Annotated in this window: 9 protein-coding genes; 2 read left to right on the top strand and 7 right to left on the bottom strand. The window is 62.1% G+C overall.

Features of this window, described 5'->3' with window-relative positions:
* The first annotated feature begins 241 nt into the window (after window positions 1–241).
* Entirely contained in the window at window positions 242–907 is a 666-nt protein-coding gene (locus H3028_RS12045; protein WP_181297249.1) for a response regulator transcription factor, read from the top strand.
* A gap of 60 nt (window positions 908–967) precedes the next feature.
* Here the strand turns inward: H3028_RS12045 and nahK are convergent, their stop codons facing one another.
* The 5 genes from nahK to H3028_RS12070 all read right to left on the bottom strand — a co-directional run bounded on the left by nahK (window position 968) and on the right by H3028_RS12070 (window position 9,927).
* A complete protein-coding gene (nahK, locus tag H3028_RS12050) occupies window positions 968–3,604 on the bottom strand; it encodes a hybrid sensor histidine kinase/response regulator NahK/ErcS' (protein ID WP_258237789.1) in 2,637 nt (878 codons plus the stop codon).
* Complete coding sequence (nosP, locus tag H3028_RS12055; protein ID WP_181297487.1) at window positions 3,534–4,661, bottom strand: nitric oxide-sensing protein NosP; 1,128 nt, start codon at window positions 4,659–4,661, stop codon at window positions 3,534–3,536. Before nosP ends, nahK begins: the two co-directional genes overlap by 71 nt.
* A gap of 233 nt (window positions 4,662–4,894) precedes the next feature.
* Window positions 4,895–6,082 carry a porin gene (locus H3028_RS12060; RefSeq protein WP_181297250.1) on the bottom strand — a complete coding sequence of 396 codons (1,188 nt, stop codon included), beginning with the start codon at window positions 6,080–6,082 and terminating at the stop codon, window positions 4,895–4,897.
* Between the two features lie 255 nt (window positions 6,083–6,337).
* Entirely contained in the window at window positions 6,338–8,863 is a 2,526-nt protein-coding gene (pqqF, locus tag H3028_RS12065) for a pyrroloquinoline quinone biosynthesis protein PqqF (protein ID WP_181297251.1), read from the bottom strand.
* Between the two features lie 119 nt (window positions 8,864–8,982).
* Complete coding sequence (locus tag H3028_RS12070) at window positions 8,983–9,927, bottom strand: MerR family transcriptional regulator (protein ID WP_181297252.1); 945 nt, start codon at window positions 9,925–9,927, stop codon at window positions 8,983–8,985.
* A 215-nt stretch (window positions 9,928–10,142) separates the two neighbouring features.
* On the opposite strand from H3028_RS12070, the gene H3028_RS12075 reads away from it, so the two are divergent.
* A complete protein-coding gene (locus H3028_RS12075) occupies window positions 10,143–10,589 on the top strand; it encodes a PAS domain-containing protein (RefSeq protein WP_181297253.1) in 447 nt (148 codons plus the stop codon).
* An 18-nt stretch (window positions 10,590–10,607) separates the two neighbouring features.
* Here H3028_RS12075 and hemH read toward each other — a convergent pair whose 3' ends face one another.
* Window positions 10,608–11,633, bottom strand: a complete 1,026-nt coding sequence (hemH, locus tag H3028_RS12080; RefSeq protein ID WP_181297254.1) for a ferrochelatase — start codon at window positions 11,631–11,633, stop codon at window positions 10,608–10,610.
* A 70-nt stretch (window positions 11,634–11,703) separates the two neighbouring features.
* Complete coding sequence (locus H3028_RS12085) at window positions 11,704–12,603, bottom strand: TIGR01777 family oxidoreductase (RefSeq protein ID WP_181297255.1); 900 nt, start codon at window positions 12,601–12,603, stop codon at window positions 11,704–11,706.
* Window positions 12,604–12,660 lie beyond the last annotated feature (57 nt).

Consider the following 12,660-nt stretch of genomic DNA (forward strand, 5'->3'; position numbering starts at 1 on the left):
CGCTCATTGCTCTGTAATGTGGCCGATCGAAGTACTGATGTTGCGCGCCGTTCGCCGCCGCCGCCAACGCCTTCGTCTCAGCCGCGGTGGATTACTTCGAGGGCTGGGCACGCCCGGGTACCGACGGCCGCTCCCTGAGAAACCGATTCAGCGCAACGCCCTGCCGCTGGACGATCGAAGCTGCGAACGAAGGCCTTTTCCGATCCACCCCACCATAATCACAACAATGAGGTGACCGGCCATGTACAAGATACTGATTGCTGATGACCACCCGCTGTTCCGCGAAGCCATCCACAACGTCATCCGCGACGGCTTTCCAGGCAGCGACATTCTTGAAACCGCCGACCTCGACAGCGCGCTGGCGATCACGCTGGAAAACGACGATCTGGACCTCGTGCTGCTGGATCTGAACATGCCCGGCATGCATGGGCTCAACGGGCTGATCAACCTGCGCAACGAAGCGCCGACCATTCCGGTGGTGATCGTCTCGGCCGAACAGGACAAACAGATCGTGCTGCAGGCCATTACTTATGGCGCCTGCGGTTTCATCACCAAGTCCTCGCCACGCGCGCAAATGACCGATGCCATCGAGCAGATTCTCAACGGCAATGTCTACCTGCCTTCGGACGTCATCCGCAGCCAGAAAGCCAATACTCGCCGCGCCCAGCACAACGAACCGACCATCCCACCCGAGCTGCTCCAGGCACTGACTCGCAAGCAGCTGCTGGTGTTGGAGCGCATGACCAAGGGCGAATCGAACAAGCAGATTGCCTACAACCTCGATATCGCTGAAACCACCGTCAAGGCGCACGTTTCGGCAATCTTGCGCAAACTCAACGTGCACAACCGGGTACAGGCGATCCTTTCGGCGGGGGACATCGACTTCACCGCCTATCTGCGCCGCTGATTCCCACGCGCAAGGTACCTTTCGCGAGCGAGCTCGCTCGCGAAAGTGCTGGCCTCCACTTCACGAACTCCCATGTTCCATCATGTGACAGATCGCGGTCTTCAGTTTCATCGGTCGCACCGGCTTGTGCATCAGCATGTGCCCCAGCTCGCGGACCTGCTGCTTGAGCTCATTGCTGTAGTTGGCCGTGATCATCAAGGCCGGTAACGGACTGGCGCGGCGTGCGTTGACAGTGGCGACCACATCAACGCCGTTGCAGCCGTTATCCAGATGGTAATCGACGATGATCAGGTCGGCGTCGGCATGGAAGTTGTCGACCTGGCCCGCCAGGTCTTCTTCGGAATGCGCAGTGATCACGATGCAGCCCCAACCTTCGAGCAAGGTGCGCATACCGGCGCAGATTGCGGTGTCGTTGTCGATTACCCAAACGCGCGCGCCCTTGAGTCGCTCCAGCAGCAAATCGGTGGTAGTCGGCTCCGACCGGGCTGTCGGTGCGCGTCTGGACAGTGGTACCTCGATGGTGAAGACCGAACCACGTCCCGGCTGCGAGCGCACCAGAATGCGGTGACCGAGCATGCGGGCAATCTTGTCGACGATCGCCAGACCGAGGCCGAGACCACGGTCCTGATTGGGACGTACCCCCTCGCCACGTTTGAACTCGTGAAAGACCTCCTCCAGTCTATCTTCGGCGATCCCCACACCGGTGTCCCAGACCTCGATCGAGAGGCTCTGGCGATGGCGCCGGCAGCCGAGTAGCACACGGCCTTGGGGTGTGTAGCGAATCGCATTGGTGAGCAGGTTGCGCAGAATCCGCGCAAGCAATTGAATATCGCTGCGCACCAGCGCCGAGCATGGAATAAAGTCCAGCTGCAGTTGCTCACTGCTGGCTACCTGGCGGAACTCCACAGCCAGGTTTTCCAATAGCTCGCTCACGGCGAAGGGCGCGATATCCGGCTTGATCACGCCAGCGTCGAGCTTGGAAATATCCACCAGGGTGCCGAGCAGGTTCTCCACGTCTTCCAGCGAATTGCTGATGTTGCGGATCAGCCCGCTGTTCGGCGCAGCAGGCTGCTCCAGCAGTGCACTGGTGAACAGCCGCGCGGCATTGAGCGGCTGCAGCAGATCGTGGCTGACCGCGGCGAGAAACTTGGTCTTGGACAGATTGGCCAGTTCCGCCTCACGCTTTGCCTCACGCAGACGCGCTTCGGCATGGGCGCGCTCGTCGATCTCGCAGAGCAGCTGCTCGTTCAGGCTGGTCAGCTCCGCGGTCCGTTCACGAACCCGCTGTTCGAGGTTCTGATAGGCCTGATGCAAGGCTTCGGCGGTTCGGCGTCGGTCGGTGATGTCCTGGATCAGCACGAAGATGCCGGCCACTTCGCCGTTGGGCTGCCGGTTCGGTACGTAGGAGCGCAGCATGTAGCGTTGCTGGCCCGAGTGGTTGGGCTCGGCCATTTCGAAACTGACGCTCTCACCCGACATTGCGCGCTCGATATACGGCTCGAGCTGCTGCCAGTGCTCCCCGCTGTGTATCTCCCGAAGGCATTGGCCGAGCATGCCGTCGCTGGGCCAGCGATACCATTCCTCGTAGACCTTGTTGGTGAACTCGTAGGTCAAATCCGCCGAGACGTAGGCGATCAATGCCGGCACATGATCGGTGATCAGGCGAATCCAGCGCTCGCTTTCGCGCAACGCCTCGGCATGTTGGTAGCGCTCGGTAATGTCGGTGAAGGTATTGACGAAGCCGCCGGTGGGCAATGGATGGGTGCGGATTTCCAGGGTGCGGCCATCGAACAGGTGCTGTTCGAGCTCGCCCAACGGCTGGCCGTTGGCGTCACGGGTATCGGGCGTCAGCAGCCTGAGTTCGCTGTCGGCCATTGCCTCCTCGAATGGCCGGTTCGCCTCGATCGGCGCAAGCCCGCAAAGCTCCAGAAAACGCCCGTTCCACAATTCCAGGCTGCCGTCCGCACTGATCATGGCCACCCCCTGGGAGAGGTTGTCGACCGCGCGCTGGAGCAGCCGCGATTTCTGAGCCAAGGCCTGTTCGCGGCGCATGGTTTCGCTGACCTTGACCTCGGTGATATCGGTATAGAGCATCACCAGCCCGCCTTCGCGGGTCGGCCGCTCGCTGACCTGAACCCAGCGACCGGTATGCAGCCGGTAGACGGTTGGCTCGTTGCCCTTGCCGCGATGCTCCTCGGCGATCAGCCCGCTGTTTTCCGCCAGCCTTCGCACCTCGGCCAGCCGCGTGCCGCTGTGGATGCGTGTACGCGTGCGGCTCCAGATCGACTTGAAGCGCTTGTTGAACAGCACGATGCGCTGGTCCTTATCGAACAGCACGAACGCATCGGAAATGCTCTCGATGGCATCGACGAGATGCTGGTGTGCGGTTTCTGCCCGCAGCCGCGCATCGCTGAGAAGCCGGTTGCTGGCCTTGAGTTCAGCCATCGCCTGGTTCAACGCATCGGTGCGCTCACGCACCTGCTCAGCCAGCTCGACCGAATGCTGAAACGCGGCATAGGAGGCATCACGTCCGGAGCCGCTGGATTCGATGCGTTCGATCAGCGCGGTATTGATGCGCCGTAGCTTGCCATTCTCGCGCTCGAGTTCGGCGTGGCGCTTCAGCAGTTCAGCGAGCGCCCCGCCCTCCAGGCCTACCGATGGCAACTCCGGTGAAGGTCTGGTTGATATGCATGCCATTGAACTGCTCCCCGTAGGTGTTGAAGCCGATCACCTGTTGGCGTCGGAGAAAAGCCGAGGTTTGCTCCGTGGCCCCGTCGGCCTCGATCTCAAGCCGCCGCAAAAAGCAGTCGCAGCCGATGGTCAACAAAGGCGTGCCGAGCCGTTGCTCGAGGCGTTCGAACAGCGCTTCGAGGTTTGGCATGAGCGGGCCTGGACGCATGGCGGTGAGTACGATGCCGTTCTCCACCGCACAGTAAAAAGTCAGGCTAAGGTCGTCGTTGACCTTCTGGATCGAGCGCACGTAGTAGTGCTCATTGATGCGCACCGCCAGCGGGTGCGCAGCGAACAGCCGGTGATCGAGATCGATCACGCTCACCCCGATCAGCCGTGCGTACTCCTCGGCCGCCGGTTCGGCATTGAGCTCGTAGACGCGCCTGGCGTGGCTGTCGGCCTCGGTCACCACCAGCTTCTCGCCGCGCGGCAGTATGTGGTGGGTGGTGAACACCTCGAAATCCAGCCAGGTGTTGATCAAAACCACGACGGCTGCCCCGTTGTGGAATTTGCCGTCGTAATAGACGTGGGTATCGGTCAGGTGATTGTCATCACCGGCCGAGCCGCCAAAGTGCGGGATGCTGCCAAAGGCGGCACTCAGCGCCGAGAGGACGATCTCCTCGCGACTGGACAGTCCGTCCAGCAGCGTCAGGGCGAAACTGTGGTCCTTGATCGGCGCCAGCGAGTTGCTGCGGCAATCGCTGCCCAGACGCTCCACCAATTGCTGGGCGTCGATCAGGCCGAAACGGTCCATTTCGACGATCAGCTCGCTGGCAATGGAAAAGCTGCGGTGATCGAAACCGACGGACGTCACGCAACTGCGGCCGTAGCCCTGGGAAGTGATTTCGCCCGCCGAGGTGCAACCCACCACCCGCACTCCGCCGAAGTACTGCTTCAGCGCATCGCCCAACGCTGGAAGGTCATATTCGGCCGAGCAGAAAAACAGCACGAAACCCAGATGCGGATGGATCAACTGGCGCGCCAGGTCCTGAGCCACCGTTTCGACGTCACGGGCCTCGGACATCGCTGTGCGTATCACCTCGCCTGTTTGTTCGATCACGCACCGCACCCCATACACCGATAGTGGTTATCCCATTCTTGGTCACGGCGTAGAGCGCGCAAATGCTACTTCAGTACCGGCGGCGGCCTGCCAAGGTAGCAAAGCGATGAAACAGCGCAGGCTCCAGACGGCTGTTCGTCGAATAAAAAAGGCGGACACCCCGAAAGAGGCGTCCGCCTGGATGGTGCCGGCTGCGCTTAGAAGCTCAGCGTCGCACCAATGGCGAAGGTGCGAGTGTCCTCGTCGAGGGCATCGGTTTCTCGACCGCGCAGCTCGAACTCGTTCACCTCGGCAACCAGCTTGAGGTTGTCGTTGATGGTACGGAAGTAGGCGATTCCGCGCGTTTCGTAGTCGGCGGCAGTACCCAGACCGTTACCGTCATCCTTGGTCTTGCCAGTCGACAGCGCTACACGGTTTTTGCCAAAGGTATAGGAGCCCTGAAGCAGATAGCCGTCGCTGTCCACGTCGCGCAGCTGCGCTTCGCCAGCGTTGTTGGTGTAGAACGGGTTGATGCCCTCCGCCTGAAAGCCCGACGCGGTAACGGAGAACGCCTCCATCTTGGCCTGAACCCCATAGCCAAGCCCCTTGGAGTCGACCTCGTCGATAGTGCTGTCGGTGTTCTTGGAGGTCTGCTGCATACCGTTGACCCAGGAGTAGATCTTGGCGCCGGCCAGGTCGAACTGGTAGGTGATTTCGGTTTCGAAACGAGGGCTGTCTTGGTAGGCCTCATCCAGCGCGTTGCTGGCGTCATCCGTGGTATCGACCGGATCCATGATGCCGGCGGCAATACGCAGGCCGTGCATGACTGGGGAGCGATAGGTGACCTGTGAAGTCGGGAACGGGTACGGGTAGCCGGTGCCGATATTGCCGAATGAAACGCCGCCGAAATCGACCAGCCCCAAGGTGTCGCTGACCTGGCCATATCCGGTGAGCATCTCGTCGAGGAAGATGTTGGAGCGGCCGAACAGGCCGAAATCCTTACCGAACAGTACCTCGCCCCACTGGTCGTTGGATGCGGTGCCGTAGAACTGACGAACGTCGATGCCGGTCTCGGTGCCATTGGTGTCGCTGTCGTTGATCGTCACCCAGAAGGAGGAGCGACCGCCGATTTTCAAATCGTCGAGCTGCTTACCGAAGTTGAAACCGATGTAATTGGGCAGAAAGCCCATTTTCACCCGGGACTGGTCGCGGTCGAACTGCTCCCCGGCACGATCGACATCGCTACTGACGTAGAAGGTGTTGAAGTAGCCGTCGACGGAGAACGTCGTGTCATCCTTATCGTAAAGCACTATCTCGGCAAAGGCCGACTGGCTCAGGGTCATGGCAATCGCGCTGGCCAGGGCCAGCGGCAATAAAGGGGTAACTGCTTTCTTCTTGTTGTGCATGGCGCTCTCCGCTGAGGTGACGACGGGCAGTCGTGTCGAGGCGGATTATCGAAAGCGCTGGGAGGCGGCCATACGCTGCAATAGCGGTAATTGGTTAGTGCTTTGGCCGGTTGGCATTGGCTGCTGCTTAAGCAGATGAGGCGCTGGCCGGAAGCAGCAGCGCTTTGGTATTAGGCCGTTACGCTTCGGGATGTGGTAGGCAGCATCACGCGCCGGGACAGACCAGTCGCTGGAAGGGCTTGGTAATTGCCGGGCTCAGGACCAACGTTCATCTGGCGCAGGGGCGTTGGCGACCACCACCCAACCACCGATCGCCGCACGCAGGGCCTCCAGGGCAGCGCTCAGGTCGTCGCGCCGCAAGCTGCGCATGGCGGCGGCAACCTGGCTAGGACGTGTAACCTCATGCCCAGCCAGGCAGCATTTCCAGGTCTGGTCGGCCCGGGTGCGCAGCTCGGCTGGCCCGGCGACGTGGCGTTCACTCGCTTCGAATGCGGCTCGCTCGACTGCAGCAGCCGGCTGCTCCGCCAGTTTCAGCGCAACGCCCGCGAGAAAGACCTGGATATGATCAAGAATCTCCCCGGCCGAAGCCGAGGGCGACTGCACGCCGAACAGCATTCCGAGCTGGCCACCCGCTTGGTGGAAGCGACTGAACACGGCGTAGCCCAGCTGCAATTCGCTGCGCAGACGACGAAAGAAATCGCCTTCGATCAATCGCGCCAGCACGCGCCATGACGCCTCGCATACAGGCGAGCGTTCCGGCAGTGGGCAGAACAGGATGAGGGCCGTTTCATTCATTGCCGCCCCACCGCTGACATCGTGCCAGTGATCGCCTCCGGGCGCTGTAACGATCGGCATCGCCCCGGGAACCCCCGGTAGCACCTTGAGCGCATCGTCGAGCGGACCGCTCACAGCCGACGCAAAGCCCACTGCCAGGCCTTGCCACTGGGCCGTTTGCCAATACCGAAACAGGGTGGATTGGTCCAACGCCGCAACCTGGCCGTCCTTCAACGCCCCCCTCGCCAGCAGCCGAGGCAAGCGTTGGAGCAATTGGCGAATCAGCATGTCATCGCCGCCGAGCGCAGCATCACGTTCGACAAGTCGGCGCCCCTGAGCGAGCGAGGCAGCCGGAGGCTCAGCCAACAGCAAAGCCAGATCGTCGGCAATCGCCGGTATCGCCTCGGCGAAGCCCTGTAATTCAAGATTCCAGACATTACCCATATCCTCGAACCGCAGCAGCACACCCGCCTGCTCCGCCGCCCAGCGACTTGGCTGCATCGTGTGCGACAGCGCATGCCAGAGCCCCGACGGCGGCTGACCGGCGGGGAACTGCCAGCTCAGGAACAACGCGGCCTGCTCGTTCACATCTTCCGGTCCAAGCCAGCGCAGCGTCTCTGGAAGCTCGCTCGCCTCGCGCCGCTCGACGCTGGGCCGCAACCAGAGATTGGGCGCCGGCTGCTGCCAGTCCCAGGCTTTCGGCTTAGCTTGCTGCTGCGACTCAAGCGCCAGGCGCAGCGGGAAACCATTGGTTTCGATGGGCTGGCAGGCAGCCCTATCAGCGGTCAAAACCAACGGGGCGGCGCCGATCATTTGCTCCAACAGCACACCGAACGCGTGGTGAATTGCCGCTTCGTCGCTGTCATCGCTCCAGGCCTGCGGCTCCACCCAGTGGCGCAGCCGCATCAGTGGCTCGGCGCCCTGCAGGCTTCGCCGACGTACACGCCGATACTCGTCGCGACACGGCTGCCAGCGCGCCTCATCCGCGAAAAAACGCAACCAGTCGAGCACCGCCTCGACGATCAGCGCGCGCTCGCTCAGCCCCCGCTCTGTGAGCAGCAGCTCGATGATCGCAACACCCTGCCCTGCATACCAATATGGCACGCGCAGCTTCACCGACTGGCATAAATCTCCGTCGCGCAGCCGATGGACAAGTGCACCGGGCGCCTCGGATGCAATCCATGTTGAGAGACAGTCCAATGCCGGCGCGCAATGCTCGGGCAGATCGTCAAGGGCAAATGCGAGGTGCAGGCGTGGCTGGGCATTCTCGATATGCAACCGAAGCCAGGCGTCACGGCTACAGCGCAGCGCCGGCGCTGCGCGGGTGATGGCGGCACCGGGCGCGAGCGAATCGTCCGCCAGGGCAGCGAGCCGCTGCAGCTCCTCGGCATCCTGAGGCCCGGCCAGGAGCAGCTCGATCTGGCCGCTGTGGTAGAAGCAGCGGTGGTACCCGAGCAACGCTTGCTGAAACTGCGCATTCTCGACCGGCAGCGTGTCGCGGCTGCCGGCATGAAAATCGGTGAACGGATGGTCTGGCTCGAAGACGGTGCTCAATGCGGCGTCACACAGCGTTTCGACGTCCTGCGCGCGGGCGCGAAATTCAGCTTGCAGCACTTCGCGCTCACGCAGCTGTGCAGCGGGGTCGAGCAGCGGATGCGCCAGCATGTCGAGAAGACGGCGCAGCCCCTCTTCGAGCTGGTCGTCCGGGAGCTGAAAGAAGAAATCGGTATGACGCTCCCGGGTCGATGCGTTCAGCTGCCCGCCGCAACCCTGAACGAATGGCATCAGGCTTTGCGCGGCGGGGTAATCGCGGCTGCCGAGAAACAGCAAATGTTCGAGAAAATGCGCCAGCCCTGGGTACTCCCGGGGAGCATCGTGGGAACCGGCATGAACCCGCACGAGGACCGCAGCCTGCGAGCTATGCGGCAGCGGCAACAGGCGCACCCGCCCCCCTCCGGTCAGGGTCACTTGTGGCGGGCACTGGGCAGGATCGAGGAGCTGGTGCATTGGCGGCCTTGTGTTTCGGGCGGGTTCGGTGAGCATCGCGCCTGGGCGCGACCGACACAATGGTGCTTAAGCATCGAACCTTGCGCGCTATTCAGCAAACGCCGCCTGGGAAAAAGACCCTAGGTATCCAGACGGCCATCGAGGAATTGCAACAGGCGGCGCTGCATCAGCGTGCCCGAACTGCCGAGGCAGGCAATTGGCGAGCCACGCAGGCTGTCTTCGGAAAGTTCCGCCGCCTCGCCTGCCAACGCCAGCGGGCAGTCGAGGCCCAGCGCGAGTTTGGCCAGCTGACGCAGCAGCGCAGTGCTGACCGGAATATCGGAGTAGAGCACCAAGGCGCAGGGGCGAGCCTTTTCGCAGACCAGGGGCAGCTCGTTGAGGGGTTGCCCGACCGCCAGCACGTTCACCGCAACCGTGTCGCTCGACATCAACAATCCGCTGACCAGCAGTTCGAGTTCACGGCATTGTCCTGGCGCCGCAGCCAGCAAAACCCGGCGTTCTGCGTGACTGCGCGCGCGCTGCAATCGTTGCAACACGCGGCCGCGGAGGAACGCATCGAGAAACAGCCACTCGCTGGTCTGGCCATACTCTTTTTGGCGCCGCAACAGCTGCTGCCACACCGGCAGCAGTACGTCCTGGAACACCACCGGCAGCGGGTAGATGGAAAAGATCTGCCCGTAGACCTGATCCAGCCGGGGCTCATCGAAGCTGCTCACGGCGCGCTGCACCTGCCCAATCCATTCAGCCCACTCGTCGGCCGTCGCGTCTTGCCGCTCCCCTGGTTCTGCAGCGCTGCGTGAAAGGATGCTACCCACCTTGCTTACCGCAACGCCGCGCTCGGTCCAAGAGAGAATGCTGCGTACGGCCTCGATATCAGCCATGGAGTAGAGGCGATGGCCGCTTTCGGTACGAGTGGGTTGAATCAAACCGTAGCGTCGCTCCCAGGCGCGCAGCGTGACCGGGTTGACTCCAGTGAGACGCGATACTTCCCGGATAGGAAACAGCTCTTGCTGCTTGAGCGAATCAGAGGGAAGCAGCTCGGACGCGCGGGCGAATTCGGTCATGACGCGGCAGCTCATGCGAAAGAGTTGGCGCATTGTAGCGCAGGGTCGGCGGCCATGGGCCGTACGAGAATGGGTAGCAGCTTGGCAATTCGCCATCGCCTTGCTGCGAGCCCATGACGGCGAGCTTGCTGGCAGCATGCGCATGACCAAACACTCTGTGCCGCCCCGGTCAAAGTTGTTCTAGAATGCCGCGACTACGCACAAGAGACGCCAGGATGATCAACGCCAAACTGCTGCAATTGGTAATCGACGCCTCGAACGATGGGATCGTGGTGGCCGAGCAGGAAGGCGAAGACAATATCCTCATCTACGCCAATCCTGCGTTCCAGCGCCTGACCGGCTACGAAGTGGACGAGATTCTCTATCAGGATTGCCGCTTTCTGCAGGCAGAGGATCGCGACCAGCCAGGTGTTGCGGCAATTCACGAAGCGATCAGGAATAACCAGCCCTGCCGCCAGATCATCCGCAATTACCGAAAGGATGGCAGCGCGTTCTGGAACGAGCTTTCGATCACGCCGGTATTCAACGACGGCGACCAGCTCACCTATTTCATCGGCATCCAGAAAGACGTCAGCACCGAAGTCGAGGCCAAGCAGCGCGTCCTAGAACTGGAGGCCGAGGTTCGGCAGCTCAAAGAGCAGCTTGCCGAACTGAAGCGCTGATATCGCGCTCGCGCTTTGCTATAGCGCCTGCGGTGCCCGGCGGCACAGGGCAACCAGCGCCTGGACCCAGCTTTCGTGCGTATTCATGCAGGGAATCAGCTGTAGCTCTTCCCCTCCCGCAGCGACGAACTGCTCGCGGCCACGGTCGCCGATCTCTTCCAGCGTTTCGATGCAGTCCGCAACGAACGCCGGGCACATTACCAGCAGCTTTTTCACCCCTTTGGCAGCCAGCTCTTCCAGATGCGCCTCGGTGTAAGGCTCGATCCACTTGGCACGGCCCAAACGCGACTGAAACGACACCGACCACTGCCCTGCTGCCAATCCGGCACGCTCGGCAAACGCAGCGGCACTCTGCACGCACTGGGCGCGGTAGCAGCTGGCGAGCACCGCACCTTCGGCTCGCTGGCAGCAATCTGTGGTTTTCAGGCAATGCGAGCCCGTCGGATCGGTCTTGTGCAGATGGCGCTCGGGCAGGCCATGAAAGCTCAGCAGCAAATGATCGAATTGCTGGGCCAGGTGCGGCCTGACGCTGTCCACCAGCGCATCGAGGTATTCCGGCTGGTCGTAAAACGGCTGCAGGATCGAGAGTTTGATGTCGAGACGCTTGTCGCGGATCACCCGCTGCGCCTCCGCTATCGCGGTGGTAGTGGTGCTATCGGCAAACTGCGGATACAGCGGTGCGAATGTCACCTGCTTGATGCCCTGCTTCGCAAGCCTGACCAATGACCCTTCGATGGACGGCTCACCGTACCGCATCGCCAGTTCCACCGGCCCGTCGGTCCAGTAAGGCCGTACCGCATCGGTCAGACGCCGGCTGAACACCACCAGCGGCGACCCTTCTGGCCACCAGATCGAGGCATAAGCATGAGCCGACTGTGCCGGGCGCTTGACGAGAATCAGCGATACCAGCAAGCGCCGAAGGGGCCACGGCAGATCAACCACATAAGGGTCCATCAAGAACTGGTTGAGATAGCGCCGGACGTCGGCCACCTCAGTAGAAGCGGGGGAACCCAGGTTGACCAATAACAACGCCTGCTCAGTCATGCACATTCCTGACTACTGATTTAAAGAAATCCGCCACCCCATCGGTCGGCGCGCTATTTTCACACAGGCCCTACGGCTTGCGCAGGTCCGCCAATGCCGCGTCCAGTTCGACGAAGCGAAAGCGAAAACCTTCCTCCTCCAGTCGCGATGGAACCGCTTTCTGCCCGCCCAGAATCAACCCGGACAACTCACCCAACCCGGCCTTCAACACCAGCGCCGGGACAGGCATCACCGCCGGCTTGCCGAGGCTGCGGCCCAGCGCCTTAGCGAATTCGGCGTTGCGCACCGGTTGTGGCGAGCAAGCATTGTAGGGGCCCTGCGCCGCTGGCTGCCGCAACAGAAAATCTATCAGGGCGATTTCATCGTCTATATGAACCCAGGGCATCCATTGCCGACCGTTACCCTGGCGCCCACCCAAGCCCAGGCGAAACAGCGGGACCAGACGCTGCAAGAACCCACCCTGGCGCGCCAGCACCAGACCGGTACGCACCAACACGACCCGAATCCCAAGACGCTGCGCACGCAGGGCGCTTTCCTCCCAAGCGTTACATAGCTGGGCAGCAAAATCGTTGGTGACCGGGGCATCGTCCTCGTGCAGCTCGCGCTCGCCGCCGTCGCCGTACCAGCCAACCGCCGATCCGGATATCAGCACCTGCGGTTGCTGCTCGCGCCCAGACAGCCACTCGATCAGCTGTTCGGTCAGGTTGATCCGGCTGCTCCAAAGCAACAGCCGCCGCGATCGGGTCCAGGGACGATCAGCGATCGGCGCACCGGCCAGATTGACGACCGCATCCAGCGGCAACTGACCCAGCTCATGCAGTTGACCGATCCCCGTTACCGTCTCGCCGCAGCGTTCGGCCACCCGTTCGGGCGAGCGGCTCCACACCCAGAGGCTGTGTCCCTCCGCCACCCAGCGCCTGCACAGTTCTCGCCCGATCAGGCCAGTCCCTCCGGTCAGCAATATATTCATGCGCGGCCTCCAAGGTTCAGCGAGCCGGCCCGTACCAAAACACGATCGCGGGTCGAG

This window comes from Pseudomonas sp. Q2-TVG4-2 (assembly GCF_013620795.1).
Lineage (GTDB): Bacteria > Pseudomonadota > Gammaproteobacteria > Pseudomonadales > Pseudomonadaceae > Stutzerimonas.

Bases quoted from the DNA above. Each gene is read 5' to 3' on its own strand.
- nosP (WP_181297487.1), bottom strand. From the start codon at position 4,661: ATGTCCGAGGCCCGTGACGTCGAAACGGTGGCTCAGGACCTGGCGCGC.
- H3028_RS12070 (WP_181297252.1), bottom strand. From the start codon at position 9,927: ATGACCGAATTCGCCCGCGCGTCCGAGCTGCTTCCCTCTGATTCGCTC.
- H3028_RS12060 (WP_181297250.1), bottom strand. From the start codon at position 6,082: ATGCACAACAAGAAGAAAGCAGTTACCCCTTTATTGCCGCTGGCCCTG.
- hemH (WP_181297254.1), bottom strand. From the start codon at position 11,633: ATGACTGAGCAGGCGTTGTTATTGGTCAACCTGGGTTCCCCCGCTTCT.
- H3028_RS12075 (WP_181297253.1), top strand. From the start codon at position 10,143: ATGATCAACGCCAAACTGCTGCAATTGGTAATCGACGCCTCGAACGAT.
- H3028_RS12045 (WP_181297249.1), top strand. From the start codon at position 242: ATGTACAAGATACTGATTGCTGATGACCACCCGCTGTTCCGCGAAGCC.
- pqqF (WP_181297251.1), bottom strand. From the start codon at position 8,863: ATGCACCAGCTCCTCGATCCTGCCCAGTGCCCGCCACAAGTGACCCTG.
- H3028_RS12085 (WP_181297255.1), bottom strand. From the start codon at position 12,603: ATGAATATATTGCTGACCGGAGGGACTGGCCTGATCGGGCGAGAACTG.
- nahK (WP_258237789.1), bottom strand. From the start codon at position 3,604: ATGGCATGCATATCAACCAGACCTTCACCGGAGTTGCCATCGGTAGGC.